Raw genomic sequence first — 26,816 nt, 5'->3', positions numbered from 1 at the left:
CGCGCTCTCCGCTCGGTCCTCGTGGCCGGGCGCGCCCCAGCACCCGCTCTTTCGTCATTTCCCATGGATGAATAGTGAACGTTGCGTTTCTTAAGGATGACGCCTATGCTCCTTAGAGAACGATACGTTCTCTAAGGAGCGGCCATGGGGCTCGTGCTGTCGGGGCTGATGCTGTGCATGCTGCTCGGCGCGCTCGATCAGACGATCATGGCTCCGGCGCTGCCCGCCGTGGCGGCGGGGCTCGGCGGGCTCGATCGGATGTCGGCGGTCATCAGCGCCTACCTGGTCGCCGCCACCGTGGTCATGCCGGTCTACGGCAAGCTCGGCGACCGCTACGGCCGCAAGCCCGTCATGCAGGCCGCCATCCTCATCTTCGTCACCGGCGCCGTGCTCTGCGCGTTCGCCACGTCGATGCCGCTGTTCATCGCCGCGCGAGCGGTGCAGGGGATCGGCGGGGGCGGGCTGATGATCGGCGCGCAGGCGATCATCGGGGAGGTGGTGAGCCCGCGCGAGCGGGGCCGCTACCTGGGGCTGATCGGGGCCGCGTACGTGGTGGCGGCCGTGGGCGGGCCGCTGATCGGCGGGTTCGTGATCGACCGGATGAGCTGGCGGTACATCTTCGCGATCTACCCGCCCCTGGGGCTGCTCGCGCTGGTCGTGCTGACCGCCACGCTGAAGCTGCCGAAGCCCGCCGACCGGGCGCCGCTGGACGTGGCGGGGGCCGTCACGCTGGGCGTGGCCGTGCTGGGCGTCGTGCTGCTGGGGGAGAGCGGCAACCCCGCCTACCTCGGGCTGGCGGCGGCGGGAACGGCCGGGTGGCTGATCAGCGCCCGCTACACCGACGATCCGATCCTGCCGCTGCGCCTGTTCAGAGACCGGGCGTTCGCGGTGCCGGTGGCGATCAGCTTCATCATCGGGTTCGCGCTGTTCGGCGCGGTGTCGTACCTGCCGGCGTACGCCCAGATCGCGCTGCACGCGAGCGCCACGCGCGCCGGGCTGATGGTGACCGCGCTCATGGGCGGCGTGCTGCTCACCACCATCGTCTCAGGGCGGCTCATCTCCAAGACCGGCGTCTACAAGCCGTACCCGATCGCGGGCACGCTCGTCGCGGCGTCCGGGATGGGGCTCATCGGGCTGGCCGGCGCCTCAGTGGCCGGGCTCGTCGTGGCGATGGTGCTGACCGGGATGGGCGTGGGGCTGGTCATGCAGGTGATGGTGCTGGCCGCCCAGAACGCCGTGACGTACGCCGACCTGGGCGCCGCCACGTCGTCGGTGACGTTCCTGCGCCAGATCGGCGCCTCCGCCGGGGTCGCGCTGGTCGGCGCGCTGATCACGATGCGCTCCGGCATTTCGGGCAGCAGCCCGGCCGCCCTGCCCCCAGGGGTGCGCGAGGCGTTCGCGCAGGCCGTACCGCCCGTGTTCGCCGCGATGGCACCGCTGCTCGTCGTCGCGTTCGTGCTCGCACTGATCATGCCGGCCCGCCCGCTCCGCACCACCGCCTACGTCGAGGAGAGACAGTGAAACTGGTCGCACCACTGAACGCCTTCGGGCGCGCCGACCTGGCGATGGCCGGGGGCAAGGGCGCCAACCTGGGCGAGCTCGTCAGGAACGGCTTCCCGGTGCCGGACGGCTTCGTGATCACCACGCACGCGTACGAGCTGGTCGCCCAGGGCAGCGACACCCGCGAGCACTTCGAGCGCGTCGAGCTGCCCCATGAGCTGCGCGAGGCGATCACCGGCGCGTACGCGGAGCTCGGCGGCGGCCCGGTGGCCGTGCGGTCGAGCGCGACCGCCGAGGACCTGCCGGGCGCGGCGTTCGCCGGCCAGCAGGACACCTACCTCAACGTCGCCGGCGAGGAGGCCCTGCTCGACGCGGTACGCCGCTGCTGGGGCTCGCTCTGGACCGACCGCGCCGTCTCCTACCGGGCCCGGCTGCGCCTGGACGACTCCGAGGTGCGGATCGCGGTGGTCGTGCAGCGCATGGTGGAGCCCGACGTGGCGGGCGTGATGTTCACCGCGAACCCGGTCAGCGGCGACCGCGAGCAGCTTGTGGTCGACGCGGGCAGCGGGCTCGGCGAGGCGGTGGTGTCCGGGCTGGTCACCCCTGACCACTACGTACTGCGGCCGTCGGGCGAGGTGGTGGAGTTCACGCCGGGGCGGGGCGAGGTCGTCGTGCGCAGCGCCGCCGGGGGAGGCGTCGTGCACGAGCACCCGGAGCCGAGGTCTTCGGACGGGCTGGGGTCCGGCGAGACGCTGCGCGAGCTGGCCGGGCTGGGGCGGCGGGTGGCCGGCGTCTTCGGGCGCCCGCAGGACATCGAGTGGGCGTACGCGGCGGGCCGCCTCCACCTGCTGCAGGCCCGCCCCATGACCGCGCTCCCGCCGCCCCCGCTGGGCCCGCTCGACCCGTTGCAGCGCCGCACGGCCCAGATCCTCACGGAGTACCTGCCGGAGCGGCCGTACCCGATCGACATGTCCACCTGGATATCCGACGGCCCGGCGGGGCTGATGGCGAAGGTGTTCGCCGAGTACGGCGTGGAGAACATGATCGCCGGCGCCCTGCACGAGGAGGACGGCGTCGTCTACCGCCTCGCGCCCGCCAAGCCGCGCCTGTCGGTGCGGGCGCTGGCGGCGCCGTTCACGCTGCTGGCCAGGGCCCTGCGGTACGACCCCGCCCGCTGGACCGAGGACCCCCGCTTTCAGGCGTACCTGAAGGACGTCGAGGAGCTGCGCTCCCGCGACCTCGCGGCGATGCCGTGGGAGGAGCTGCGGCGGGTGCCCAGGCAGGCGCTGGCCGTGGCGCGACCGGTCGCCGGCCTGCGCGCCGCCTATCTTCCGGGTGTCGGGCTGGCGCTGCTGCGGCTGATGGTGGCGCTCGCGCTGCGCGGTCGCAGGAACATGATGGGCGAACTGCTGCTGGGGGCGCGTACCCGCACATCCGACGCCAACCGGGCGCTCGAGCGTCTGGCCGAGACGGCGCGCAGGACGGGCGCGCTGGAGGCGGACGAGCCGCCGGAGGAGTTCGCCGAAGAGCTGGAGGCGTTCCTCGCCGAGTACGGGCACCGCGAGACCGCGACTCCCCTCCTCATCACCGCGCCCACCTGGGCCGACGCCCCCGAGGTGGTGCTCGGCCTGGTCAGGGTGCTGGCGGCGGCGCCGCCGGAGCGCACGGAGCGGGAACGGCCGCCGCTGCGCTCACCCGGGCTCGCCCGCAGGGTGGCGGCGGCCCGGGCGGGCGTCGCCTTCCGCGAGGACAGCCACTTCTACTTCATGCTGCCCGCGCCGATCCTGCGCAGGGCGGTGCTGGAGATGGGCCGCAGGCTGGCCGCCGCCCGCCTGCTCGATGCGCCGGAGGACGTCTTCCACCTGCGCCTTGCGGAGCTGGAGCGGCTGCGCGGCACCGACGACCCGGCCGCGGCCCGGCTGCGCGAGGTGGTCAGGAAGCGGGCGGCCAAGCGGGAGGAGCTGTCCGGCGTGCGGCTCATCGACCCGGCCGCCGTGCACCCTGTCGCCGACGCCGGTGCGGCGCTGCTGACCGGCGTCCCGGCGGGCGGCGGCGGCGCCACGGGACCGGTCAAGGTGATCGCGAACCCCGCCGAGTTCGGCCGGCTGGAACCCGGCGACGTGCTGGTCTGCCCGTACACGAACCCGTCGTGGACCCCGCTGTTCCAGCGGGCCGCGGCGGTCGTCGTGGACACCGGCGGCGCGGCCTCGCACGCCGCCATCGTCGCCAGGGAGTACGGCATCCCGGCCGTCATGGGCACGGGAAACGGCACGGCGGTGCTCGAAGAGGGGATGATCGTCACCGTCAACGGCGACACCGGCGCCGTCACCGCGGCTCCCTAGAATGCCTGCCATGGTGACCGACCATCGCAAGCAGCCGAGACGCCGGGGCGAGGCGCTGTGCGCCGCGATCCTGCAGGCCACGCTCGACGAGCTGACCGAGGTCGGTTACGCGGGGCTCACCATGGAGGGCGTCGCCGAGCGCGCGCGGGCCAGCAAGGCCTCGCTCTACCGCCGCTGGCCCAGCCGCATCGAGCTGGTGATGGACGCGGTCTACCGCTCGCTGCCCGCGCCGGGCTCCGTGCCCGACACCGGCAACCTGCGCGACGACCTGGTGGCCCTGCTCAGCATCACCGCCGAGGCCCTGCACGGCCCGGCGGGCGAGGCGCTGCGCGGGCTGCTCGGCGAGGCGCTGCGCGGCGAGTCGCCGCTGGGCGCGATCCGGCGCAACACGCAGGGGCGGGCCAGGCGGCTGATGGAGGAGGTCGTGCAGCGGGCCGTCGAGCGCGGCGAGGTGGACCCGGCCGACGTCACCCCGCGCCGCCTGGACGCCGGGCAGGCCCTGCTGCGCCACCACTTCCTGTTCGAGGGCCTGCCGTTCCCCGACGACCTGGTGGTGCAGATCGTGGACGAGGTGCTGGTCCCGCTGCTCAAGCCGGCGAGGCGGAGCTGACGGCGGCGAGCCCCAGCGTGTCCGCCGCCAGGCGCATCGCGTGGTCGAAGGCCGCCTCGCGGTTGTCGACGGTGTTGTTGAGCTGGCCGAACACCTCGAAGCTCACCCAGCCGTACAGCGTGCTCCACGATGTGATGGAGCGCCAGACCACCTCGTCGGGCACCCCGGGCATCACCTCGCGGACCGCGGCGGCGTCCGCCGACAGCTCCGGCGGCGGCTCGGAGGAGGGCGGCCGCAGCGCGCCGTCCCGCCAGGCGTCGGAGACGATGCGCCCCATCACGGTGACGTCGCGCACACGGGCTTCGACCGTGGCCTGCGGGGCCTTATAGCCGGGCACGGGGGAGCCGTAGATGAGCGCGTACTCGTGCGGGTGGGCCAGGGCCCAGCCGCGTACGGCGTGGCAGACGGCCAGCCACCGCCCGAGGTGGTCCTCGCGGGCGACGGCCGCCTCGGCCTGCTCGACGGCCTCGCCGAGCGCGTTGTAACCGTCGATGATCAGCGCGGTCAGCAGGTCGTCACGGCTCGGGAAGTAGCGGTAGATGGCCGAGGAGACCATGCCCATCTCGCGCGCGACGGCCCGCAGGGACAGGCCTCCCGCGCCCTCGGTGGCGAGCCGGCGCCGCGCGATGTCGGTGATCTCCCTGATGAGCTCGGCCCTGACCCGTTCTCTTGCGGTGCGACTGGCTGTCATGCGAGCAGGTTACCAGAGCAGTGCTCTCGCAACGAGAGCACTGCTCTTGACGAGTGGTGCTCTCATGAGAGAGCATTGCTCTCGTTAGCGAACGCTGCTCCGGAAGGTGGCCGATGCAAACCCTCGCCAAGAACGCCAACGCGCTCCTGATGTTCCTGCTGGAGCTCGGCGTGCTGGCCTCCGTCGCCTACTGGGGCTTCACTCTCGGCTCGAACCGGGGCGTCAAGCTGCTGGCCGGGATCGGCGGGCCGGCGCTGTTCATCGCCGCGTGGGCGCTGTTCGGCGCGGGCGGCGGCGCGAACGCCGTCATCCCGCTGACCGGCCCGGCCCGCGCCGCGCTGGAGATCATCTGGTTCGGCGGCGGGGCCCTGGCGCTCTATGCCGCGGGGCTGCGCACCCCGGCGTTCGGCTTCCTCGCGCTCTTCATCGTCAACGCGGTTCTCCGCCTGCTGTGGAACGAGGTCTGATCATGGGCAAGCATGTCGTCGTGGGCTCCGGCCAGGTCGGCGGCCACCTGGCCGCCAAGCTGCTGGCACGCGGTCACGAGGTCGTCGTCGTGACGCGCTCGGGGCGCGGCCCCGAAGGAGCGGTCAAGGTGGCCGCCGACGTGAGCGACGCATCCCGGCTGACCGAGATCACCAAGGGGGCCGACGTCCTCTACAACTGCGTCAACCCGCGCTACGACCGTTGGCTGACCGACTGGCCGCCGATGGCCGCCGCGTTCCTGGCCGCCGCCGAGGCCACCGGCGCGGTGTACGTGATCCTCGGCAACCTCTACCCGTACGGCCCGGTCACCGGGCCGATGACCGAGGACCTGCCGCTCGCCTCCACCAACGCGAAGTTCCAGGTCCGCGCCGAACTGTGGCACGACGCGCTGGCCGCGCACGAGGCCGGCCGCATCAGGACCACCGAGGTCCGCGCCTCCGACTACTTCGGCCCCGGCGCCACCGACCAGTCCTACATGGGCGACCGGTTCCTCGGCCCGCTGCGCGCCGGCAAGGCGATCCCGCTGCTGTGGCCGGCCGACGTGCCGCACACCTGGAGCTACCTGCCGGACGTCGCCGAGGCGCTGATCATCGCGGGCGCCGACGAGCGCGCCTGGGGCCGGCCCTGGCACGTGCCGAGCCCCGAGCCGATGACCTTCAGGGAGATGGGCGAGCGCATGGCCGCGCTGCTGGGCCGCCCGGCGCCGCGCCTGCGGCAGATCCCGTGGCCGGTGATCAAGGCCGCCGGGATGTTCTCGTACATGATGGGCGAGCTGCAGCACGTCCGCTACCAGTTCACCGAGCCGTTCATCATGGACTCCTCGGACTTCCAGCGGACCTTCGGCGTCGCGCCTACCCCGATCGACCAGGCGCTCAAGGCTACGCTCGAGGCGTGAAGATTGCGATGATCGGCCTGGGCGACATCGCGGAGAAGGCCTACCTTCCCGTGCTCGCCGCTCAGCCAGCCCTCGACCTGCACCTGTGCACCCGCAACCAGGCCCGGCTCGACCGGCTCGGCGACGCCTACCGCATCGGCGCCCGCTTCACCGGCGTGGACGAGGTGATCAAGGCGGGGGTGGAGGCGGCGTTCGTGCACGCGGCCACCGAGGCGCACCCGGAGATCGTGGAGCCGCTGCTCGCCGCCGGGATCCACGTCTACGTCGACAAGCCCATCGCCTACACCCTGGCCGACGCGCGGCGCCTCGTCGAGCTGGCCAGGGACGCCGGCAGGTCGCTCATGGTGGGCTTCAACCGCCGCTACGCCCCCGGCTACGCCGAGCTGATCGCGCATCCGCGCCGGCTGATCCTCATGGAGAAGAACCGGCTCAACCTGCCCGACACGCCGCGCAGAGCGGTCTTCGACGACTTCATCCACGTGGCCGACACGCTCAGGTTCCTGGCGCCCGGCCCGGTCACCGACCGTACGATCAGGACCCGCGTCCACGGCGGGCTCATCGAGCACATCGTCCTCGAGCTGTCGGGCGACGGTTTCACCGCCATCGGCATCATGAACAGGATGAGCGGCGCCGGCGAGGAGAGCTGCGAGGTCATGGGCGACGGCACCAAGCGGCGGGTGGTCAACCTCGGCGACGTCATCGACTACGAGGGCGGCGAGCGGCTGGTGCGGCGGCCCGACTGGGTGCCGGTGGCCAGGCAGCGCGGGATCGAGCAGATCTGCCTGGAGTTCCTGGACGCCGTACGCGAGGGGCGGCGCATCGACGCGGGCGACGCGCTGGCCACCCACGCGCTCTGCGAGGAGATCGTGCTCCAGGCCGGCTGACCCGTCCCCAGGTCACGGGCGGCCGGTGCGGGCCGCCGGGGTCAGGTCGCCGCCCGGCGGCGCATCACCCGGTCGGCCTTGGCGTACATGCGGCCGAACACCTTCTCGCTGAGCCGGGTCAGCACCGTGTACCCCTCGGCGTCGCGCAGCGGGCTCGACGAGGACACCACGCCCGCGACCGCGCCGCCGTACAGGGCGGGGCCGCCGCTGCCGCCCGCGCTGGCGTGGCAGTTGTGCGTCACCATCAGCCCGGGTCCCTTGCTGACGGCCTCGACGGTGTCGCCCACGCAGCGGTACAGCGTCGTGCCCGGATAGTTCTTGCCCGCCGGGTAGCCGAGGAGTTCGAGCCCGCGCAGTGCGGTGCCGCGCGCGGTGGTCATCGTCTTCAGCCCGCGCCCGGTGACCGCCTCCAGCGGGCGCTTGCCCTGCGCGACGCCGACCAGTCCCACGTCGTACGGCAGCAGCTTCGGCGAGTACGGCCGGTCGCGCCACCGCGCGGGCACCCACGCGCGCACGGCCGGCCAGACGCCCAGCTTGGGCCGCCCCCGGTCGAAGCCCGGCAGGAAGGCGAGGTGTTCGAGCGGCCGCCCGTTGCGGTAGATGCAGTGGGCCGCCGTCAGCACGAGGCTGCGGCTGCGCGAGCCGATCACCGTGCCCCCGCACAACACGTCGGTCTTGGCGACGGGGTCGCGGCCGAGCAGCACCCCCGTCAGCCGCCGCGCCCCCGTGTAGGGGCGCGGGACCGGCGCGTAGCCCAGGCGGTCGCCGTCAGGGGTGAGGATGCGGGATGCGGGAACGTCGCGTTGGAACACCTCGGTGACGGCGGCTGGATCGAGCAGGACCAGGGACAGCACCAACCTGAGCACCCTCACACCTTATGGGGAAGATGATCAGTGGCCTGACCTGCGACATCAATGTTTACCCTAACTTGTGTACGCGGAAGCGAGCGCCCGCAGCCGGGCGTGCGCGTCCTCGTACACGGTGGTCGTGCCGAGGTACTCCTTGGGCAGCTTGGCGACCATCGTGTAGTTGGTGTCGCACACGTTGCCGACCGGCGCCTGCCCGGCCTGGCTGACGAGCTGGTACGCATCCAGCGTGTCGAGCCCGGTCAGCTCGGAGGTCCAGGTGACGAGGTCGTGCTGGCTGATGCGGTAGGCGTCCTCCAGCGGCCGGGCCGAGCCGGTGGACATCAGGTGCCCGTCGTCCTCCAGGCGGGGCCACGGCGTGGCGACGCCCTTGATCAGCTCGACCGCGACCACGGTGTTCATGGCCGACTCGATGGCGGTCCCGCACACCTCGCCGTGACCCTGCAGGCCGTGGCCGTCGCCGATGGCGAACAGCCCGCCCTCGACGTTGACGCCGAGGTAGACGGTGACGCCCGCGCGCAGCTCGGGGGTGTCCATGTTGCCGCCGTGCGCGTCGGGGGTGATCGACATGCGGGTCTCGTTCGCGGCCGGGGCGACGCCGACCGTGCCGTGCATGGGGTCGAGCGGCAGGTCCACGGTGAAGTCGCTGTTGCGGGCGTGGTAGACGGCCACGTTCCGCTCCAGGTCGATGTCGTAGCGCCAGACCCGCTCCTCCAGCGGCGGGTGCAGCATGGCCGTGGTGTGGGTGGCGGTCAGCGCGCCGAAGTGCGGGAACGTGGTGGAGACCGCCCAGTCCCTGGCCGGGGTGATGGAGATGAAGTGCAGGGCCAGGGTGTCGCCGGGCTCGGCGCCCTCGACGTGGAAGGGGCCGGTCACCGGGTTGAGGTAGGGGAACTCGCACACCTGCGACGGCAGGTCGTCCACTGTCTGCACCCGGCCGCCGAAGCAGTCCTCGGTGTAGAGCTCCAGGATCGTGCCCGGCCGCACCTTGGCGACGGGCGGGCGCCCGCCGAAGGTGTAGCTCAGCTCTTCGGGCTTGGGACGGAAGGAGACGACGTTCACTTGACCTCCGTGGGAAGTTCGGGCCGGCGACCCAGCGCGTAGGAGACGCCGATGACGAGCAGGCCGATCGCGAGCCAGACGCCGCCGACCCACTGCGCCGCGACGTTCTGGTTGATGACGACGGCCACCAGGACCGCGAAGCCGATCGCGGGCGCGATGAGGTGCGCCCAGATGTTCCGGCTGCGCTTTCTGATCATGTAGTGGACGACCACGGCGATGTGGAGCAGCAGGAACGCGCTCAATGCACCGAAGTTGACCAGGGAGGCAAGCTCCCCGATGCCATTGTCGCGCGTGCTCATGAAGACGCCGAGCGTGATCGACACGGCGGCCACCGCGAACGTCGCGTTGACCGGCACCTTGTGCGTGGGGTGCACCTTCGCGAGGAACGACGGGAGCTGCCGGTCGCGGGCCATCGCGAACAGCAGCCGCGAGGTGGCGGTCTGCGCGACCAGCGAGTCGGCGAAGCCCCAGGCGATGGCGGTGGCGACGGCGGTGAGCACGCCCAGCCACGGCCCGCCGGCGAAGGTGGCCGTGTCGTAGAAGGCATTGCCGGTGAGGTCGCCCTCCTCGATGAGCTGGGCCCGGTTCGGGGTGAGCAGCGCGGCGACCCACGTCTGCACCACGAACAGCACCGCCGCCACCGCGAGCGCGGCCACCATGGACCGGCCGAGCCTGCGGGCGTCCTCGCGGTTCTCCTCGGCCAGCGTCGAGATGGCGTCGAAACCGAGGAACGACAGCACCGCCACCGACGCCGCCGCGAACACCACGCTCCAGGTGAAGGACGAGGGGTCGAAGAGCGGGGTGAGCGCGCCCGCCTGTCCCTTGCCCTGGGCCAGCGCGATGCCGCCGACCACCAGGAAGATCGCCAGCACGGCCAGCTCGCCGATCAGCATGATGCGGGTGATCCTGGCCGTCATCTGGATGCCCAGGTAGTTGACGACGGTGTTGAACGCCACGAACGCCACGATCCACACCCAGACGGGCACGGCCGGGACGAACGAGTTCATCGCCGTGCCCGCCACCAGGTAGAGCAGGGAGGGCACCAGCACGTAGTCCAGCAGGATCGCCCAGCCGGCGAAGAAGCCCACGGGGGCCGCGATGCCGCGTCCCGCGTAGGTGTAGACCGAGCCGGCCATCGGAAAGGCCTTCGCCATCTGCGCGTACGACAGCGCGGTGAACGCCATGGCGACGACGCCGATGATGTACGCCAGCGCCACCATGCCGTGTGAGATGGAGAAGACCTCGCCGAAGATGCCGAACGGGGCGATCGGCACCATGAAGATCAGGCCGTAGATCATCAGATCGGCGAAGCTCAGGGACCGCTGAAGTTCCTGACGGTAGCCGAACTGCTCGATTGTGCTCATGGACGGCTCCTGACTGCTGTAGGGGGCGATCGGCCACCTTAGAGCTAAAGCTTTCTAGTGAAAAGATTTCTCTAGAAAAAAATCAAGGCCGTCGGCTCTGCCCAGGTGAACGGGGTGACGTACCTGGCCGTCGAGGAGTGTCAGCGTGCCGCGCGCACTGGTGATGGTGGTGCCGTCGGCCACCGCGTCCAGCGCGGGCACCGCGAGCGAGCCCGCCCGCGCGCACAGCGCCGCCAGCATCGCCACCGCCTCGTAGCAGCCGTGGCCGTGCGCGTTGAGCAGCGGCGCGTCCGGGCCGAACCGGGCGGTGTAGCGCTCGGCGAAGCCCTGCCCCGCCTCGGTCGGCAGGCTGCGGAAGTAGCCCATCGACGCGTACAGGCCCCCGGTGACGTCGCCGCCGATGCCCAGCAGGCCGTGCTCCTCCAGCGCCCCGCACAGCCGCACCGCGCTCAGCCCCGCCGCCGCGTACGCCCGGTTGAACGCCACCAGGTCGCTGCCGATCAGCGTCAGCAGGATCGCATCCGGCCGGGCTCCGGCCACCCGTTCCAGGCGGTCCACCGCCTGGCCGTACGGGACCAGGCTCTCGCCCACCACCGTGGCGCCCACCGTGTGCAGCCGCTCGCGCGCGGCGGCGTGCACCAGGCGCGGCCAGATGTAGTCGTTGCCCAGCAGGTACCAGCGGCGCGCCCCGTCGGCGGTCAGCCGCTCGATGCCGGGGGCGAGCTGCCTGTCGGGGGTCTCGCCCAGGAAGTAGACGCCGGGCGCGCGGCCGCCGCCCTCGTACGGCGGCGCGTACACGAACGGCACCCGCCCGCCGATCGCCGCCACCACCGCCACCCGCACATCGCTGGCGTGCGCCCCGGCCACCGCCGCCACCGTGCCCGATCGCACCAGCCCGGCCACCTCGCGGGCCACTTGCGGCGCGGGCCGCCCGCCGTCGATGAGCACCAGCTCCACCGGCCGTCCGAGCATGCCGCCGCGGTCGTTGATCTCCTCGGCGGCCAGCACCGCGCAGTTGATCGCGCAGGGCCCCATCAGGCCGAGCACTCCGGAGACCGGTACGACCAACGCGATCCTGATCGCGTCGGAGGGGAGGAGCCGCGCTTCGAGAGGATCGACCGTCGCCGCCACGCCGACGAGTATCCTCCCTTCAAACCGCACGATGAAAGGACCAGTTCGATGACCACCCACGGGCTCGGGTCCTCACTTGCCTACTTGCTGAGCCGTGCGGAGCGGGTCGTCAATCGCGGGCTGGCCGCGGCGCTGGCCGCCGAGGGCGTCACCGTCGAACAGTGGCGCATCATGCGGGCGCTGGCCGACGGGCGGGGCGAGTCGATGGGCGAGCTGGCCGAGGCGGTGCTCATGCCGCATCCCACGCTCACCAAGGCGGTGGACAGGCTCATCGACCGCGCGCTCGTCTATCGCGGTCCCGCCAAGGGCGATCGGCGGCGGGTGGCGGTCTTCGTCTCGGGGCGCGGGGCCGAGCTGCTGGCCCGCATCGACGGCGCGGTGGCCGAGCAGCAGGCGCTGGTCGCGGCGGCGTTCGGGGCCGAGCGCACCGCGCGGCTCATGCACGAGCTGGAGATCCTGGCCGACACACTCGATCGCGCCGAGGTGAGCGCCTGAAACGCTCCAGCGCTAGCCTTGGTCCCGCTCTTTGGCGGCGGCGGTCACCACGATCGCGATCAGGCCTGCCGCCGCGACGCCCAGGTAGCCGGGCAGCGGCAGGTCGATCAGGTGGTGCAGGAAACCCCAGTCGCTGTCGAACCACATCCGCGCGGCGAAGCCGCCGAGCCCCTGGATGATGGCGATCACACCGGCGATGTTGACGAGTTCTCTCATGCACCGAAGGCTCGCAGCGCAAGGCCCGCCCCGGCATCGAACCTTGGGCGGGCCTGCTGCTACTTAAGTCGCGGCCTCATGGAAGCCGCGGCCTCATGGAAGTGGCGGCCTCACGAAGCCGCGGCCACACGGAAGTCGCGGGCTCGCGAACGGTCGCGGGCTCAGGCGAGGCCGCACGCGGGATCACGGGTAGAGACCGCGCATCCGGTGCGCCTCGGCGACCCGGCCCACGCCTATGACGTGCGCCGCCTGGCGGAGCGTCAGGCCGCGCGCGGCGGCCAGCGCCTTCACCTCGTCGAAGGCGCCCAGCATCAGCTCGCGCAGCTTGACCTCGATCTCTCCTGAGCTCCATGAGCACGCCTGGAGGTTCTGCACCCACTCGAGGTACGAGACGATCACCCCGCCCGCGTTGGCCAGGATGTCCGGCACCACCGTGGTGCCGTTGGCGGCCAGGATCTCGTCGGCCTCCGGTGTGGTCGGGCCGTTGGCGCCCTCCACGATGAGGCGGGCACGGATCCTGGGCGCGTTGGCCTCGGTGATGACGCCTTCGAGCGCGGCCGGGACCAGCATGTCCACGTCCAGCTCGAACAGGTCCTCGTGGGCCATCGCGTCGGCCTGGGCGAACCCGTGCACGCCGCCGCTCTCGGCGACGTGGGCGCGCAGCGCGGCGATGTCGAGGCCGCGCGCGTCGTACACGGCGCCGGTGATGTCGGAGACCGCCACCACCTTGCATCCGGCGTCGGACAGGTACTGCGCGGCGAGCGCGCCCACCTTGCCGAAGCCCTGCACGGCCACCGTCACGCCCTCGGGCGAGCGGCCGAGCGCGGCCAGCGCCGCGATCTGCACGCCGCGCGAGGTCGCGCCGCTGCGGCCGAGCGAGCCGCCCAGCGTCATCGGCTTGCCGGTGACCACCCCTGGCACCGAGTAGCCGGCGTTGACGCTGTAGGTGTCCATGATCCAGGCCATGGTCTGCTCGTCGGTGCCGACGTCGGGCGCGGGGATGTCCTTCTCCGGACCGATGAGCGGCAGGATCTCGTTGACGTAGCGGCGGGTGAGGCGTTCGAGCTCGCGGGTGGTGAGCAGGGTCGGGTCCACGGCCACGCCGCCTTTGGCGCCGCCGTACGGGATGCCGACCAGAGCGCACTTCCACGTCATCCACATGGCGAGCGCGGTGACCTCGTGGATGTCGGTCGCGGGATGAAAGCGGATGCCCCCCTTGGCGGGCCCGCGCGAGACGTTGTGCTGGACCCGGAAGCCCTGGACGACGTCCAGGCTGCCGTCCTCGCGCCGCACGGGGACCGAGACGGTCAGCGAGCGGCGGGGCGTGGCCAGCATCGTGCGGAGCCCGTCGTCCAGGCCGAGGTGTTCGGCGGCCCGGTCGAGCTGGTGGAGGGCGGAATCGAGGGCTTGACGGCCCGGGGTGATCAGGGCCGGCGTCGTTGACGGCACCATGATGCTCATGGAAGGAGTTCCTCCTGTTATGTACGCCCCTTTTTTCGGAAAAGGCGCCATTGCCAATCCCATTTGGGCGTTGTTGTCGCGATCATCCTAGGGCGGGAGGTTTAGCCTTGCCTAGTTGTTGGTAGAAAGTGTGGCCGGTGATCGTGCGCTGCGGGTCGTTCCACTCTGGCAGGCTTACAGGCGAGAGTGTGCCGAAACGTCTAATCGGGGGGTCACATGCCCGCACTCGTGGTGGGGCCGATGCTGCGTTATGTCGACTCCGACAGCGCCTCGATCTGGGTGGAGACCGCCGAACCCTGCACGGTCGCCGTTGAGGCGGACGGCAGGACTTACCGGTCGCCTACCTTCACCGTGCACGGTCACCACTACGCGATCGTGGACCTCGTTGAGTTGTCCCAGGATATCGCGTCGTACACGGTCAGCTGCGACGGGGAGCAGGTATGGCCGATGGCGGGTCGCCCGCCCAGCCGCATCCGGCTGCTGCCCCGCGACGGCGTGCGGCGCCTGGCGTTCGGATCCTGCCGCACCAGCGTCCCCCACGACGACTTCCACGTGCGCACTCACGGCGACGACGTGCTGCGCGCCTACGGCGCGCACCTCGCGCGGACGGACCCCGAAGAATGGCCCGACCTGCTGCTGCTCCTCGGCGACCAGGTCTACGCCGACAGCCCCTCACCCGACATGCTGGCCTTCATCCGCTCCCGCAGGGACACCGAGCCGCAAGGGGAGGTCACCGACTTCGAGGAGTACGCCGAGCTCTACCGCCAGGCGTGGACCGAGACCGAGATCCGCTGGCTGCTGTCCACCGTGCCGACGGCGATGATCTTCGACGACCACGACCTGCGCGACGACTGGAACACCTCACAGACCTGGCGCGAGCAGATGGCCAGGACGCCGTGGTGGCACCGCCGCGTGGTGTCGGGCCTCAGCGCGTACTGGATCTACCAGCACCTCGGCAATCTCTCGCCGGCCGAGCGCGCAGAGGACCCGGTGCTGGCCAAGCTCATGGCCGGCGACGGCGGCGCGGCGCTCGACGCCTTCGCCGAGAAGGCCGACGCCGAGCCGACCACCAACCGCTGGAGCTACGCCCGCGATCTCGGCACCGCCCGGCTCATCATGGTCGACACCCGGTGCGCCAGGCAGCTCACCCCCGGGGACCGGCGCATGGTCGACCCGACGGAGTGGGAGTGGGTCGAGGAGCAGATACGCAGGCCCGGCGCCGAGCGGCTCATCATCGGCTCGTCGATCCCGTTCCTGCTGCCCGAAGGCGTCCACGGCGTGCAGAACTGGAACGAGGCGCTGTGCGACGGCAAGTGGGGCCCGCTGGTGCAGCGCTGGTCGGAGGCGTTCCGGCAGGCCATCGACCTGGAGCACTGGGCGGCCTTCCGGCGCTCGTTCGAGGACATGGCCAGGCTGCTCGTCGAGATCGGCAAGCCGGTCTACATCCTGTCGGGCGACGTCCACTACTCCTACCTCGCCCAGGCCGACAAGGGGCAGATCTTCCAGCTCGTCTGCTCGCCCATCCGCAACCCGCTCAGCAGGCTGCTGCGCTGGGCCAACGTCTTCACCCAGTTCTCCGTCGCGACCCTGGTCGGCGCCCTGCTCGCGCGCCTCGCTGGCGTGCCGCGCCCGCCGTTCCGCTGGCGCATCACCAAGGGCCCCTGGTTCCAGAACGCCCTTGCCACCCTCGACCTGCCGCGCACCGTCACCTGGTACGGCTCGACCGGCGAGGTCGTCGAGCCGATCGACTCCGTCGAGCTTCGCTGAGGGTTCCGAAGCATCCCCTGACTACACTGCTCGGCGTGCTCGACGATCCCTATGCCCCTGCCGTCCCCTTCTATGACCTTTTCCATGAGGACGGCCACGTGCCCGCGATCCGCGAGCTGCTGCCTCCGCTGCTCGCCGGAGTGCGGCGCGGCGTCATCGAGATCGGCGCGGGCACCGGCCTGATCACCGAGGTCATCGCCAGGGCCACGCCCGCCGAGATCCACGCCGTCGAGCCGTCGCCGGGCATGCGCTCGGTACTGGTCAACCGGCTGGCCCGCGACCCCGAGCTGCGGCGCAGGGTGACCGTGCTGCCGTGCGGAGGGCTGGACGTGCAGGTGGGCGAGCCCGCCGACGCCGTCGTGATGATCTCGGTGCTGCCGAGCTTCACCGCCGACGAGCGGCCGCGCCTGTGGCAGGTGCTGGCCGGGCGGCTCGAACGCGACGGGCGGCTGATCTTCAACTGGCGCGACCGGCAGCCGCCGGCGCCGGAGCCGGAGCCCGGGGTGATGGGCACGTACCAGGTGGGGCGGCACACGTACGAAGTGGCCGGGCAGGTGCTCGACGTGGCCGGCGAGAGCGTCACCTCGCGCTTCCTCTACCGCGTCCGGCAGGGCGAGAGGCTGCTCAGCGAGGACGAGGTGGTGAGCACCGCGCACTGGCCGTCGAGCACGGCCGTGGCGGCCGAGCTGAAGGAGGCCGGGTTCGTCCAGGACGACGCCCCCGACGGCATGCAGGTCTGGCGCGCCGTCTGAAGGTGCAAGACCTGAAGATGCGCCGTCTGAAGGTGCGCCGTCTGAAGCGCGCCATGCGAAGACGGCGAAAGGGCCGGAGGCGTGACCTCCGGCCCTTTCGTCATCTGCTCTGCAGCTCGTAGACCGCGTCGACGAGCTGGTCGACCGCCCAGTGCAGGTCGTCTTCGGTGACCACGATGGGCGGGGCCAGCCGGATCGTGGAACCGTGGGTGTCCTTGGCCAGCACGCCGCGCTTCATCAGCGCCTTGGACACCTCGCGCCCGGTGCCGACGTCGGGGTGGATGTCCACGCCCGCCCACAGGCCGCGCCCGCGCACCTCGACGATGGAGCCGTGGCCTGCCAGCTCGCGCAGCCGGCCGTGCAGCACCTCGCCCAGTTTGGCGGCCCTGGCCTGGAACTCGCCGGTGTTCAAAAGCTCGATCACGGCGATGGCGACCGCGCAGGCCAGCGGGTTGCCGCCGAACGTCGAGCCGTGCTGGCCCGGCTGGATGACGCCGAGCACGTCGCGGTTGGCGGCGATGGCCGACACCGGCACCACGCCGCCGCCGAGCGCCTTGCCCAGCACGTAGATGTCGGGCACGACGCCCTCGTGGTCACAGGCGAACGTGTGGCCGGTGCGCCCGAGACCCGACTGGATCTCGTCGGCGATGAGCAGCACGCCCTCGGCCGAGCAGATCTCGCGCAGCTCGGTGAGGTAGCCGTCCGGCGGCACCAGCACCCCGGCCTCGCCCTGGATCGGCTCGACCAGCACGGCCACCGTCTCGGGGTCGATGGCCTGCCGTACGGCGTCGGCCGAGCCGAACGGGACGATGGTGAAGCCCGGCGTGTACGGGCCGAAGCCGTCGTGCGCCTCCGGATCGGTGGAGAAGCTGATGATCGTGGTGGTGCGGCCGTGGAAGTTGTTCTCCATCACGATGATCTTGGCCTTGCCCGGCTCGACGCCCTTGACGTCGTAGCCCCACTTCCTGGCCACCTTGATCGCCGTCTCGACGGCCTCGGCGCCGGTGTTCATGGGCAGGACCATGTCCTTGCCCGTGAGGTCGCCGAGCCCGGCGCAGAACTGCGCGAACTGGTCGTGGTAGAAGGCCCGGCTGGTGAGCGTGAGCCGGTCGAGCTGCTCACGCGCGGCCTCGATGATCTTCGGATGGCGATGCCCGAAGTTCAGCGACGAATAGCCGGCCAGGCAGTCGAGATAGCGTTTGCCCTCGACGTCGGTCACCCACGCGCCCTCGGCCTCGCGGATGACGACGGGCAGCGGATGGTAATTGTGCGCACTGCGGCGCTCGCTCACTTCGATGAGCTCGGCGCTGGTGATCATGTTCAGTTCTCCCCCCTGATCTCCAGTGTGCAGCACTTGGGACCCCCACCCGCCTTGCGCAGCTCCGACAGGTCGACGGGGATCACCTCGTACCCACGCCGCTTGAGCTCAAGCTGAAGGTTGCTCGCCTCGGCGTTGATGACCACGTTCGTGCCGTCGCTCACCGCGTTCAGGCCGAGCACCGCGGCGTCCTCGGCGGTCGCGATCACCGCGTCGGGGAACATGCGGCGCAGCACCGCGAGGCTGCCGGGGGAGAACGCCTCGGGGTAGTACGCGACGTTGTGCCCGTCGAGCGGGAACAGCGCCGTGTCGAGGTGGTAGTAGCGCGGGTCCACCAGCGTCAGCGAGACGACCGGGCGGCCCAGGTACTCCTGCGCCTCCTGATGGGCGACCACGTCGGTGCGGAAACCGGTGCCCGCCAGGATGACCTCGTCGAGGGTGAGGAAGTCGCCCTCGCCCTCGTTGACGTGCGACGGCTCCATCGTCGGGTAGCCGCGCTCGGCGAACCAGCGCAGGTAGGCGGGCCCCTCGGCGGCGCGCTGCGGGTAGGCGAAACGGGCGCCGTAGACGCGGCCGTCCACGACGAGCGCGCCGTTCGCGGCGAAGACCATGTCGGGCAGGCCCTCGATCGGGTCGATCAGGCTCACCTTGTGCCCGAGCTCCTCGTACGCCGACTTCAGGCCCTCCCACTGCCGGATCGCAAGGTCGCGGTCCGCGCCCGCCTCGGGATGCATCCACGGATTGATGGCGTACTCGACCGTGAAGTACTCCGGACGGCACATGAGGAAGTGTTTGGGCATGCAGCACTCCATCGGCTCTCTCAGCAGGGAAAACTCCACGAGGGTGGATGAGGACAGCCTAGGAACGCATATTCGGACAGGCCAAGGGCTTGACATTGCGCATTGGCGCAAGACCGTTGCGTGTTTCAGCCCGTGATGGAGGATTCGTTGCGCGTCTCGTGGACCAGCGCGCCGGGCGGTGTGTCGATCAGCCGCGACAGCACGATGACGCTCTTGGTCCGCACCACGAACGACTCCGCCGCGATGCGCTCGATCACCCGCTCCACGTGCCGCACGTCCCTCGCCCTGATGTGCAGCAGCGCGTCGGCCTCGCCGGTGATCGTGGCCGCCGCCACCACCTCGGGGAACTTCGCCACCGCGAGCGCGATGTCCGACGGCTTGGTCTTGCCCTGGCAGAAGAGCTCGACGTACGCCTCCGTCGTCCAGCCGAGCGCCTGCGGCGCCACCCGCGCGCTGAACCCGGTGATCGCCCCGACCTGCCGCAGCCGGTCGACCCGGCGCTTGACCGCCGAGGCGCTCAGCCCGACCCGGTTGCCGATCTCGGCGTAGGTCTGGCGGGCGTCGTCCACGAGCGCCGCGATGATGTCACGATCGAGCCGGTCCAGTTCCACGCGCCCTGTATACCTCCTGGCCAGGCTGGCGCGCGACGAGGGGCGCGCGGGAGACTGGGCCGGTTGATCGTTGACCGGAAGGTACCCGTACACATGAGCACCGCAAGCTTCCCCGAGGGCTTCGAGTGGGGAGTGTCGACTTCGGCCTTCCAGATCGAAGGGGCCACGAACATCGACGGCCGCGGACCGTCCATCTGGGACACCTTCTCCGTCGATCGCGTGGAGTCGTGCGACCACTACCACCGCTACCGGGAGGACGTCCGGCTGATGCGGGACCTGGGGCTCGGCGCCTACCGGTTCTCGATCAGCTGGCCGCGCGTCTTCCCCGACGGAGGCGGCAAGCCCAACGCGGCGGGGCTCGACTTCTACGACCGGCTGGTCGACGAGCTGGTGGCCGCCGGCATCAGGCCGTACGCGACCCTCTACCACTGGGACCTGCCGCAGGCGCTCGAGGACCGGGGCGGCTGGCCGTCGCGCGACACGGCGCTGCGCTTCGCCGACTACGCCGCCGCCGTCCACGCGCGGCTCGGCGACCGGGTGCGCACCTGGTTCACGCTGAACGAGCCGTGGGTGGCGGCCTTCCTCGGCTACGGCTCGGGCATCCACGCGCCCGGCCGCACCTCCGCGGCGGAGGCGTTCAGAGCCGCCCACCACATGCTGCTCGGTCACGGCCTGGCCGTGCGGGCGCTGCGGGAGGCGGGCGCGGCGGAGACGGGCGTGGTGCTCAACCTCTCGCCCGTCGTGACGCCCGCCCAGGTGAGCGATCCCGGCCGCCCGGCGTCGGAGGAGGACGCGGCGGCCGTGGCCAGGATCGACACGCTGGTCAACCGCCAGTTCCTGGAGCCGATCCTGCGCGGGGCGTACCCGGAGGAGCTGCTGCCGGTCATCGAGCGGCACGGCGGCCTCGGCCACGTCGAGGACGGCGACCTGGAGACGATCGGCCGGCCCATCGACCTGCTCGGCGTCAACTACTACACGCCGCTCGTCGTGCAGGCCCAGCCCAGCGAGCCCGCCGACCCCGCCTACCCGGGCAGCGAGGGCGTGCTGTTCTGCACGGTGCCCACGGCCGTGACCGCCATGGGCTGGCCCATCGTGCCCGGCTGCCTGTCGCGGCTGCTGAGCCGCCTCACCCGCGAGTACCCCGGGCAAGAGCTGATGATCACCGAGAACGGCGCGGACTTCGTCGACGTGGTCACCGGCGACGGCATCCACGACGTGGACCGCATCAGCTTCATCGAGGAGCACCTGCGCGCGCTGCGCGCCGCGATCGACGAGGGCGCGAACGTGCGCGGCTACCTCGCCTGGACGCTGCTCGACAACCTCGAATGGGTGGACGGCTACCAGCGCAAGTTCGGCCTCGTGCACGTCGACTTCGCCACCCAGCGGCGGCGCCTGAAGGACAGCGCCCTGTGGTACCGCGACGTCGTGCGCCGCAACGGCCTGGCGCAGACCCGGCCCAAGCGCCCGACCCTGGAGACCGTGGCCGCCCGCGCCGGCGTCTCCCGCGCCACCGTCTCCCGCGTCGTCAACGGCGAGTCGTCGGTGAGCCCCGAGGTCAGGGCCGCCGTCATGCAGGCCGTCAACGAGCTCGGCTACGTGCCCAACCTGGCCGCCCGCAGCCTCGTCACCCGCAGGACCAACGCGATCGCGCTCGTGCTGTCGGTGCCCAGGCAGGCCGGCGGCGACGCGCTGACCGCCGCCGTCGTCCAGTACGTCACCAGCTTCCTCGAAGGCGCGGGCAAGCAGATCACGCTCATGCTCGCCGACACCGCCGAGAGCCACCGGCGCATCGTCGCCCACGTGGAGGCGCGGCTGGCCGACGGCGTGGTGCTGCTGCCGCCCGACCGGGCCGACACGCTGGCCGAGCGGCTCTCGCGCACCGGGGTGCCGATCGTGCTGCTGGGCAAGCCGGAGATCGCCTCGCTGGTGCCGTACGTGGACATCGACAACGCCGGCGGCGCGGCGGCGGCCACCGAGCACCTGCTGGAGCGCGGCCGGCGGCGCATCGGCATGGTGTGCGGGCCGATGGACCTGGTGTTCGTCCAGGACCGGCTGGCCGGGCACCGTGCGGCGCTGCATCGCGCCGGGCTGCGGCCGCACATCGCGCCCGCCGACGACCTCACCAGGGCGGCCGGCGCCGACGCCATGCGGCGGCTGCTCGCCGACGACCCCGCGCTCGACGCCGTCTTCGCCGCCACCGACCAGCTCGCCATCGGCGCCATGCAGGCGCTGCGCGAGGCCGGGCGGCGCCTGCCCGGCGACGTGGCGGTGGTCGGCTTCGACGACATCGACGCCGCCTCGGCCACCACACCCGCGCTCACCACCGTGCGGGTGCCGGTCGCCGACCAGGCGCTGGCGCTGGCCCGGCTGCTGCTGTCGCGGCTGGAGGGCCGCCACACCACCTCGGTCGTGCTGCCCGCCCGGCTCGTGGAGCGCGAGTCGGCCTAGATCTGCTGCTCGAACAGCCGGGGGAAGACCTTCGACACCTTCGACAGCAGGTACTCGCCGTACGTGCCGGTGAAGTCCACCTGCCCGTCCCAGCGGCGGCCCGGCGCGTACGGCAGCGGCGGCACCTCGCTGTCCCAGCCGGGGTCGAAGAAGAACGGGAAGCTGAGCCGCTCGTTGCCGCTGAGGTTGCGCACGCGGTGGGGCGTGGAGCGGTAGCGGCCGCCGGTGAGCTTGTCGAGCATGTCGCCAATGTTGCACACGAACGTGCCCTCGATCGGCGGCGCCTCCACCCAGCCGCCCTTCGTGTGCACCTGGAGACCGCCGTTGGCGTCCTGGAGGAGGAGCGTGAGCAGGCCGTAGTCGGTGTGCTCGCCGACGCCCCACGTGTCGGGGTCGTCCGGCGGGCCCGGCGGGTAGTGGAAGATCCGGAACAGGATGGTCGGGTCGGCCGTGTAGCCCGTACGGAAGTAGTCCTCGTCGAGACCCAGGCTGAGCGCGATGCCCGCCATGACCGACTGCCCGACCTGCGTCATCCTGTCCAGGTATTCGAGCACCGCCTCCCGCAGCTCGGGCACCTGGGCGGGGAACAGGTTGGGACCGTGCAGGGGGAGCGGGCCAGGCGGCTCCTCCGCGCCGAAGTAGATGCCCTCCTTCAGGTCGGGGCGGCCCGAGGTCAGCTCGCCGCCGACCGGGAAGAAGCCGCGCCAGGCCCGGCCGCCGCGCTCCATCGCGATCTCGTTCTTGACGTCCTCGGGGAGCTCGAAGAAGCGCCTGGCGGCGGCGTCGAGGCGGGTGATCAGCTCGGCGGGGACGCCGTGGCCGCGGATGTAGAAGAACCCGCTGTCGCGGCAGGCCGCGCCGATCTCCTCGGCCACGGCCTCCTTGCCAGGACCGCCGGTGACGAGCGGCGACACATCGATGATCGGCAATTCGCTCACGGGGGCCATTGTTCCCCCGTTCGGCCGGGATTGATCCTTTAAGGGGGTCTGGGCGGCGCTGTGGGGGGTCTGTGGGGCTTAGGGAGGGCGCGCCGGGTGGAAGATCATCACCCGGCGCCGCGCCGCCGCTGTGAGCGGCACAGGGCCCGGCCGGGGGCATGCGGCCGGGCCCTGTCCGGTCGGGTCAGGAGGTGGAGAACGTGAACCAGTTGACGTTGACGAAGTCCGCCGGCTGCCCGGAGGAGAACGTCAGGTACACCGTGTGCGTGCCGGTCACGCCCGAGATGTTGGCGGGCACCGTGCGCCAGCTCTGCCAGCCGCCCGTGTTGGCGATCGCGAAGTCGCCGATGGGCGGCTTCGACGGGCTGTCCAGCCGGACCTGGACGAGCCCGCTCACCCCGGCCGCCGCGCCCGAGGCCACCCGGGCCTTGAACTGGGTGGCGGGCGTCGAGCCGAAGTTCACGCCGTCGTAGCGCAGCCAGTCGCCGTTGCCGATGGCCCCGACGTTCTGGCCGCCGCCGGTGTCGGTGGTCGTCTCCACGATCGTGCCCGACTGGGCCGTGTAGTTCTCGGCCTCGATGGTCGAGCGGGCGTCCACCTCGCCGGGCGGGTCGGTCGGGTCGGTCGGGTCGGTGCCGCCGTCACCGCTCTGCCAGACCGCGACGTAGTCGACCACCATCGGATGGCCGGGCTCGGTGGCCGCGGTCGGGGTCTGGCCGCCGAGCGCGTTCGGGAAGGCGCCGCCCATGGCCACGTTCAGCAGCAGGAAGTAGCCGGCGTGGCCGGTCATGTTGTTCCAGGTGGTCGCGTCGAAGCCGGACTGGCTCAGGCTGTGGAAGAGCTGGCCGTCCACGTACCAGCGGAGCTGGTTGGGCGAGACGCTGCGGTCCCATTCGAAGCGGTAGGTGTGGAAGGCGGCCTGGCAGGTCGAGCCGGGGCAGGCGCGGCTGGCGCTCAGCCCGTTGGTCTCGTCGCAGGGGCCGCCGGGGTTGACGCCGCAGTGGAGCACGCCCCAGACGGAGTTGAGCCCGTTGACGTTCTCCATGATGTCGAACTCGCCGATGGCCGGCCAGTTCCAGTAGTTCCCCCGGTACGGCGAGCCGAGCGCCCAGAACGCCGGCCAGTAGCCGAGCGCGGCCTCGCCGGTGACGTTCGGCATCTGCAGGCGGCTCTCGATGCGCAGGATGCGGCCGTCGGCGGGCTTGAAGTCGGCGCGCCTGGTCTCGATGCGGGCGGAGGTCCACTCGCCCGAGGAGCTGCGCAGCGGCGTGATGCGCAGGTTGCCGGAGCCGTCGAGGCTGAGGTTGGCGGTGCTGTCGGTGTAGCGCTGGATCTCGCCGGTGCCCCAGTCGGAGGGGCCGCCGGGGTAGGAGTGGCCGGTGTCGATGATCCAGTTGTCGGACGAGGGGAGGGTGCCGGCGGGGCCGTCGAAGTCGTCCGACCAGACCAGCGTCCAGCCGGACGGCGTGGAGGGAACGGAGGCCGAGGCGCTGCCGGCCGTCTGGACGAGCAGGCCGCCGAGCGCCGCGAGCGCCACGGCCACCGCGGCCAGGCGGCGCCTGTGCCTGTTCACACGGGTCATCATCGCTCCAGGGGGTGCGGAGGGACGTGAGAGAGCGCTCTCTCATGCAGTGTGGACGCCGGTCTTACCTGCTGTCAATATTCCGCACCGCGCCCTTGACTGCGGAGTGAGGGCGATCTGGGAGAGCGCTCTCCATGGCGGCGATGGAAAAGCCGCGGCGCCGCACCCGGCGGGGGTGCGGCGCCGCGGCTAAGGAAAGAGCGCGATACGGCGGGCGGTGACGGGTCAGCCCCGCTCCGCCTCTCCCGTGGCCCGTTCGAGCGCTTCTTCAGGGGATGCCTCCAGGTCCTGCTCTGCGTCGGCACTGGCCTGGGCGGACGCCTTGTCCAGGCGCACCCAGCTCGTCACGCTCTCCACCGCGAACAGCACGAACAAGTACGCCGTCAGCACCGCGAGCACCGGCGTCACCGCGCCGAACGCGGCGCCGAGACCGATGATCACCAGCCGCAGCTCCCAGCCGAGCCCCGCGCGGAAGACCCACGCGGGAGGCCAGATGCTCTGGCGGGTGCGGTAGACGGTGTCGTACGTGTGGTAGCCGATGACGTAGACCAGCACGAACAGCAGCCACTTCGGCGCGTCGGCGGTCAGGCCGATGGCGATGATGGTGAAGAACTCCGCGCCGCGCACCAGCGGCGGGGTCAGCCAGTCGAAGCGGCCCAGGTGGTCGCGCGAGGCCGTGGGCAGCACGAGCACCAGCACGATCGCCACGGGCAGCAGCAGGATGGGGCCCGGCTCGAGCAGCCCCGCGACCGTGACGGCGACCACGGCCAGCAGGGCTACGAGCGTGGCGGGCACAGGAGGCAGGCCGGCCCCGATCCTGGTGGACAGGGCGTAGGCGAGCGGGCCGTCGTCCCGGTAGGCGACGAGGCGGGCGGTCTGGATGCGGCGGCGCTCCTCGTCGGGATCCGGCGTGGGGGTGGCCTGGGCCTGCGGGTGGGTGATCATACGAGCGACCTCATGAGGCGTCCGGTGAGGGTGTAGGCGGCGGCGACGCAACCCCAGACCACCAGCGTGATGAAGGTGATCCGGGCGTCGAAGAGGGCGGCGGTGATCGCGATGGCCGCGAAGCGCTCGCCGATGGGGAAGACGATCATCTTACGCGCCCAGTGGATGACCCGGAACTTGCCGGCCTTCGTCCACATCTTGAGCACGCCCCGGACACCCTGCTTCCGCTCCTCCCTGCGGAGGCTGAGCGCCTGCCGCAGCTCGCGGTCGTCGGGGGCGTCGAGGGGGATCGAGGGAAGCGGGGCCTTCGGCTTGCGGCGGCGGGCGGCGCCGAAGGAGAAGTCGAGCAGGTGGCGTACGGACTGCAGGGCGATCGCCGCGAGGGCGAGGACCCAGATCTCCTCGCCGTGGCCCGAGACCACGTAGCCGATGGCCAGGCCGGCGAACACCACGTACTCCTTGAAGCGGTCGAACGTGGCGTCCAGCCACGCGCCCAGGACGCCGAACTTGCGGGCGTACCGGGCGAGCTGGCCGTCGACGCAGTCGAAGACGAAGGCGAAGTAGATCAGCACGCCGCCCGCCACCATCCACGGCCGGTCGCCGGTCGCGAAACAGGCGGCGGCCGCCACGCCGAGCGAGATGGAGATCAGCGTGACCTGGTTGGGGGTCAGGCCGCGCCGCGCCGCCCAGCGGGCGATGTAGCGGGAGTAGGTGGAGACGAAGAACGTGGTGAAGAAACCGTCGGCGCCCTTGACCGCGTTCTTCAGCCTGGAGCGGTCTTCGTCCATGCCGGCCATCTCGGCGGCGGCCTCGTTGGCCTCCTCCTGGGTGGTGATCCGGCGGTAGAACAGGTCGCGGCGGCCGCGGATGCCGACCGACACGCCGTTGCGCACGAGGCCGAAGACGATGAGCTGCACCAGGTCGTCGTCGTCGCCGAACCGGTCGGCCATGGCGGCCAGCTCGCGGCAGGTCTGCGCGAGCACCGGCGCGTTGCGCGCGCTGATGTGCAGCGGGCCGAGCACCACGCCGTTGGGCCTGGTCACGGCGTGGTTGGCGGTGCCGACCGAGACGATGCGCGACTTTCCGATGCGCACGCGCACCGGAAGCCCCTCGAGGCGGTTGTAACCGATCTCCGGCTCCGCCTCGTCGATGGGGATGCGGTCTCCAGGGCCTTCTTCCTCGTGCTCGGACTCGGGCTCCTCGGGCCCGACGTCCTGGCCGTTGTCCTCCGTCACCCTGATGCGCGGCTCTTTCGCGACGAGCGCCAGCGCACCGCGCTTGGACTTGGTGATCTGGTAGATCAGCTCGTCGTGGACGACCGAGTTCTCCGGGATGATGAAAAGGCTCTCCGTTGCTGACTCGGCGACGTCGGCCACGGCGCGCAGAGCAGCGGCCACATCGCCCGTTGGGACCTTCGCGTAACGCGGGTCCATCGATGTGAGCTGGCCGTGCAGGCGCTCGGAGATGGTCGGATTACCGGGCAGCGCGGCCAGCCTCAGGCCGGTCGGAGAGATGTCGGGGCCGGGCGATGCGCCCAGCAGGACCACGCGGGTCATGACTCCCTTTCGAGGCGGTAGCGGGGGGTTGAACAACGGGTAATGCGGGGACAGGCGTCAAAGTCTAGTGAGAGTGACGCAAAGTCGCGTCACCAG

24 protein-coding genes are annotated in these 26,816 nt (G+C 71.4%); 10 read left to right on the top strand and 14 right to left on the bottom strand.

What is annotated here, in order from left to right; genetic code table 11:
- The first annotated feature begins 144 nt into the window (after positions 1-144).
- From ACGFIM_RS12300 to ACGFIM_RS12290, 3 genes are read left to right on the top strand one after another with little or no spacing between them, the layout of a single operon-like run.
- Positions 145-1,521 (top strand): MDR family MFS transporter, encoded by a 1,377-nt coding sequence (locus ACGFIM_RS12300; RefSeq protein ID WP_393198810.1) that lies wholly within the window; start codon positions 145-147, stop codon positions 1,519-1,521.
- Positions 1,518-3,842, top strand: a complete 2,325-nt coding sequence (locus ACGFIM_RS12295; protein ID WP_393198807.1) for a PEP/pyruvate-binding domain-containing protein — start codon at positions 1,518-1,520, stop codon at positions 3,840-3,842. The genes ACGFIM_RS12300 and ACGFIM_RS12295 overlap by 4 nt, the downstream gene beginning before the upstream one ends.
- A gap of 1 nt (position 3,843) precedes the next feature.
- Positions 3,844-4,452 carry a TetR/AcrR family transcriptional regulator gene (locus ACGFIM_RS12290; RefSeq protein ID WP_393198804.1) on the top strand — a complete coding sequence of 203 codons (609 nt, stop codon included), beginning with the start codon at positions 3,844-3,846 and terminating at the stop codon, positions 4,450-4,452.
- Here ACGFIM_RS12290 and ACGFIM_RS12285 read toward each other — a convergent pair.
- Complete coding sequence (locus ACGFIM_RS12285; protein ID WP_393198801.1) at positions 4,430-5,143, bottom strand: TetR/AcrR family transcriptional regulator; 714 nt, start codon at positions 5,141-5,143, stop codon at positions 4,430-4,432. The genes ACGFIM_RS12290 and ACGFIM_RS12285 overlap by 23 nt on opposite strands.
- Positions 5,144-5,256: 113 nt before the next feature.
- On the opposite strand from ACGFIM_RS12285, the gene ACGFIM_RS12280 reads away from it, so the two are divergent.
- From ACGFIM_RS12280 to ACGFIM_RS12270, 3 genes are read left to right on the top strand one after another with little or no spacing between them, the layout of a single operon-like run.
- Positions 5,257-5,610, top strand: a complete 354-nt coding sequence (locus ACGFIM_RS12280) for a YrdB family protein (RefSeq protein WP_393198798.1) — start codon at positions 5,257-5,259, stop codon at positions 5,608-5,610.
- Between the two features lie 2 nt (positions 5,611-5,612).
- Positions 5,613-6,524 (top strand): NAD-dependent epimerase/dehydratase family protein, encoded by a 912-nt coding sequence (locus tag ACGFIM_RS12275; RefSeq protein WP_393198795.1) that lies wholly within the window; start codon positions 5,613-5,615, stop codon positions 6,522-6,524.
- Complete coding sequence (locus tag ACGFIM_RS12270) at positions 6,521-7,408, top strand: Gfo/Idh/MocA family protein (RefSeq protein ID WP_393198792.1); 888 nt, start codon at positions 6,521-6,523, stop codon at positions 7,406-7,408. The genes ACGFIM_RS12275 and ACGFIM_RS12270 overlap by 4 nt, the downstream gene beginning before the upstream one ends.
- 41 nt (positions 7,409-7,449) lie before the next feature.
- Here the strand turns inward: ACGFIM_RS12270 and ACGFIM_RS12265 are convergent, their stop codons facing one another.
- From ACGFIM_RS12265 to ACGFIM_RS12250, 4 genes are read right to left on the bottom strand one after another with little or no spacing between them, the layout of a single operon-like run.
- Positions 7,450-8,274, bottom strand: coding sequence for a trypsin-like serine peptidase (locus ACGFIM_RS12265; RefSeq protein WP_393198789.1), 825 nt, complete (start codon positions 8,272-8,274; stop codon positions 7,450-7,452).
- Between the two features lie 57 nt (positions 8,275-8,331).
- Complete coding sequence (locus ACGFIM_RS12260) at positions 8,332-9,336, bottom strand: acetamidase/formamidase family protein (protein WP_393198786.1); 1,005 nt, start codon at positions 9,334-9,336, stop codon at positions 8,332-8,334.
- Positions 9,333-10,700, bottom strand: a complete 1,368-nt coding sequence (locus tag ACGFIM_RS12255) for an APC family permease (RefSeq protein ID WP_393198783.1) — start codon at positions 10,698-10,700, stop codon at positions 9,333-9,335. The genes ACGFIM_RS12260 and ACGFIM_RS12255 overlap by 4 nt, the downstream gene beginning before the upstream one ends.
- Before the next feature lie 54 nt (positions 10,701-10,754).
- On the bottom strand, positions 10,755-11,831 hold the full coding sequence (locus ACGFIM_RS12250; protein ID WP_393198780.1) for a substrate-binding domain-containing protein: 1,077 nt from the start codon (positions 11,829-11,831) through the stop codon (positions 10,755-10,757).
- Positions 11,832-11,879: 48 nt separating this feature from the next.
- On the opposite strand from ACGFIM_RS12250, the gene ACGFIM_RS12245 reads away from it, so the two are divergent.
- Positions 11,880-12,326 carry a MarR family winged helix-turn-helix transcriptional regulator gene (locus tag ACGFIM_RS12245; RefSeq protein WP_393198777.1) on the top strand — a complete coding sequence of 149 codons (447 nt, stop codon included), beginning with the start codon at positions 11,880-11,882 and terminating at the stop codon, positions 12,324-12,326.
- A 12-nt stretch (positions 12,327-12,338) separates the two neighbouring features.
- On the opposite strand, the gene ACGFIM_RS12240 is transcribed toward ACGFIM_RS12245, so the two are convergent.
- Positions 12,339-12,542 carry a hypothetical protein gene (locus tag ACGFIM_RS12240; RefSeq protein WP_393198774.1) on the bottom strand — a complete coding sequence of 68 codons (204 nt, stop codon included), beginning with the start codon at positions 12,540-12,542 and terminating at the stop codon, positions 12,339-12,341.
- Between the two features lie 183 nt (positions 12,543-12,725).
- The gene (locus ACGFIM_RS12235; RefSeq protein ID WP_393198771.1) at positions 12,726-14,003 is read right to left on the bottom strand and encodes a Glu/Leu/Phe/Val dehydrogenase; all 1,278 of its coding nucleotides are present in this window, start codon (positions 14,001-14,003) and stop codon (positions 12,726-12,728) included.
- A gap of 216 nt (positions 14,004-14,219) precedes the next feature.
- Here ACGFIM_RS12235 and ACGFIM_RS12230 point away from each other — a divergent pair, with 216 nt between their 5' ends.
- Both ACGFIM_RS12230 and ACGFIM_RS12225 read left to right on the top strand, forming a co-directional pair.
- Positions 14,220-15,770, top strand: coding sequence for an alkaline phosphatase D family protein (locus ACGFIM_RS12230; RefSeq protein WP_393198768.1), 1,551 nt, complete (start codon positions 14,220-14,222; stop codon positions 15,768-15,770).
- A 35-nt stretch (positions 15,771-15,805) separates the two neighbouring features.
- The gene (locus ACGFIM_RS12225; RefSeq protein ID WP_393198765.1) at positions 15,806-16,522 is read left to right on the top strand and encodes a class I SAM-dependent methyltransferase; all 717 of its coding nucleotides are present in this window, start codon (positions 15,806-15,808) and stop codon (positions 16,520-16,522) included.
- Positions 16,523-16,622: 100 nt separating this feature from the next.
- On the opposite strand, the gene rocD is transcribed toward ACGFIM_RS12225, so the two are convergent.
- The 3 genes from rocD to ACGFIM_RS12210 all read right to left on the bottom strand — a co-directional run bounded on the left by rocD (position 16,623) and on the right by ACGFIM_RS12210 (position 19,251).
- On the bottom strand, positions 16,623-17,840 hold the full coding sequence (gene rocD, locus ACGFIM_RS12220; RefSeq protein ID WP_393198762.1) for an ornithine--oxo-acid transaminase: 1,218 nt from the start codon (positions 17,838-17,840) through the stop codon (positions 16,623-16,625).
- A 2-nt stretch (positions 17,841-17,842) separates the two neighbouring features.
- Positions 17,843-18,640, bottom strand: coding sequence for a dimethylargininase (ddaH, locus tag ACGFIM_RS12215; protein WP_393198759.1), 798 nt, complete (start codon positions 18,638-18,640; stop codon positions 17,843-17,845).
- A 125-nt stretch (positions 18,641-18,765) separates the two neighbouring features.
- A complete protein-coding gene (locus ACGFIM_RS12210; protein WP_393198756.1) occupies positions 18,766-19,251 on the bottom strand; it encodes an Lrp/AsnC family transcriptional regulator in 486 nt (161 codons plus the stop codon).
- A 93-nt stretch (positions 19,252-19,344) separates the two neighbouring features.
- On the opposite strand from ACGFIM_RS12210, the gene ACGFIM_RS12205 reads away from it, so the two are divergent.
- A complete protein-coding gene (locus tag ACGFIM_RS12205; RefSeq protein WP_393198753.1) occupies positions 19,345-21,699 on the top strand; it encodes a GH1 family beta-glucosidase in 2,355 nt (784 codons plus the stop codon).
- Here the strand turns inward: ACGFIM_RS12205 and ACGFIM_RS12200 are convergent.
- From ACGFIM_RS12200 to ACGFIM_RS12185, 4 genes are all read right to left on the bottom strand, one after another.
- The gene (locus tag ACGFIM_RS12200) at positions 21,696-22,637 is read right to left on the bottom strand and encodes an isopenicillin N synthase family dioxygenase (protein WP_393198750.1); all 942 of its coding nucleotides are present in this window, start codon (positions 22,635-22,637) and stop codon (positions 21,696-21,698) included. The two genes, ACGFIM_RS12205 and ACGFIM_RS12200, sit on opposite strands and share 4 nt — an antisense overlap.
- A 184-nt stretch (positions 22,638-22,821) precedes the next feature.
- A complete protein-coding gene (locus ACGFIM_RS12195; RefSeq protein WP_393198747.1) occupies positions 22,822-24,210 on the bottom strand; it encodes a glycoside hydrolase family 16 protein in 1,389 nt (462 codons plus the stop codon).
- 234 nt (positions 24,211-24,444) lie between these two features.
- Positions 24,445-25,164 (bottom strand): DUF5941 domain-containing protein, encoded by a 720-nt coding sequence (locus ACGFIM_RS12190; RefSeq protein ID WP_393198744.1) that lies wholly within the window; start codon positions 25,162-25,164, stop codon positions 24,445-24,447.
- Complete coding sequence (locus ACGFIM_RS12185) at positions 25,161-26,720, bottom strand: CDP-alcohol phosphatidyltransferase family protein (RefSeq protein WP_393198741.1); 1,560 nt, start codon at positions 26,718-26,720, stop codon at positions 25,161-25,163. The genes ACGFIM_RS12190 and ACGFIM_RS12185 overlap by 4 nt, the downstream gene beginning before the upstream one ends.
- Positions 26,721-26,816: the final 96 nt, after the last annotated feature.

Origin of the sequence: Nonomuraea sp. NPDC049309 (assembly GCF_043196965.1) — a bacterium.
In the GTDB taxonomy this organism is placed as follows: domain Bacteria; phylum Actinomycetota; class Actinomycetes; order Streptosporangiales; family Streptosporangiaceae; genus Nonomuraea; species Nonomuraea fastidiosa.
The sequence above is the reverse complement of the archived record's forward strand: the minus strand, read 5'-3'. Positions and strand labels throughout refer to the sequence as shown.

What these genes read in the sequence shown, in the direction of transcription:
- ACGFIM_RS12300 (WP_393198810.1), top strand. Translation starts at nt 145, where the DNA reads ATGGGGCTCGTGCTGTCGGGGCTGATGCTGTGCATGCTGCTCGGCGCG.
- ACGFIM_RS12290 (WP_393198804.1), top strand. Translation starts at nt 3,844, where the DNA reads ATGCCTGCCATGGTGACCGACCATCGCAAGCAGCCGAGACGCCGGGGC.
- ACGFIM_RS12285 (WP_393198801.1), bottom strand. Translation starts at nt 5,143, where the DNA reads ATGACAGCCAGTCGCACCGCAAGAGAACGGGTCAGGGCCGAGCTCATC.
- ACGFIM_RS12280 (WP_393198798.1), top strand. Translation starts at nt 5,257, where the DNA reads ATGCAAACCCTCGCCAAGAACGCCAACGCGCTCCTGATGTTCCTGCTG.
- ACGFIM_RS12275 (WP_393198795.1), top strand. Translation starts at nt 5,613, where the DNA reads ATGGGCAAGCATGTCGTCGTGGGCTCCGGCCAGGTCGGCGGCCACCTG.
- ACGFIM_RS12255 (WP_393198783.1), bottom strand. Translation starts at nt 10,700, where the DNA reads ATGAGCACAATCGAGCAGTTCGGCTACCGTCAGGAACTTCAGCGGTCC.
- ACGFIM_RS12245 (WP_393198777.1), top strand. Translation starts at nt 11,880, where the DNA reads ATGACCACCCACGGGCTCGGGTCCTCACTTGCCTACTTGCTGAGCCGT.
- ACGFIM_RS12240 (WP_393198774.1), bottom strand. Translation starts at nt 12,542, where the DNA reads ATGAGAGAACTCGTCAACATCGCCGGTGTGATCGCCATCATCCAGGGG.
- ACGFIM_RS12235 (WP_393198771.1), bottom strand. Translation starts at nt 14,003, where the DNA reads ATGAGCATCATGGTGCCGTCAACGACGCCGGCCCTGATCACCCCGGGC.
- ACGFIM_RS12230 (WP_393198768.1), top strand. Translation starts at nt 14,220, where the DNA reads ATGCCCGCACTCGTGGTGGGGCCGATGCTGCGTTATGTCGACTCCGAC.
- rocD (WP_393198762.1), bottom strand. Translation starts at nt 17,840, where the DNA reads ATGATCACCAGCGCCGAGCTCATCGAAGTGAGCGAGCGCCGCAGTGCG.
- ddaH (WP_393198759.1), bottom strand. Translation starts at nt 18,640, where the DNA reads ATGCCCAAACACTTCCTCATGTGCCGTCCGGAGTACTTCACGGTCGAG.
- ACGFIM_RS12205 (WP_393198753.1), top strand. Translation starts at nt 19,345, where the DNA reads ATGAGCACCGCAAGCTTCCCCGAGGGCTTCGAGTGGGGAGTGTCGACT.
- ACGFIM_RS12190 (WP_393198744.1), bottom strand. Translation starts at nt 25,164, where the DNA reads ATGATCACCCACCCGCAGGCCCAGGCCACCCCCACGCCGGATCCCGAC.
- ACGFIM_RS12185 (WP_393198741.1), bottom strand. Translation starts at nt 26,720, where the DNA reads ATGACCCGCGTGGTCCTGCTGGGCGCATCGCCCGGCCCCGACATCTCT.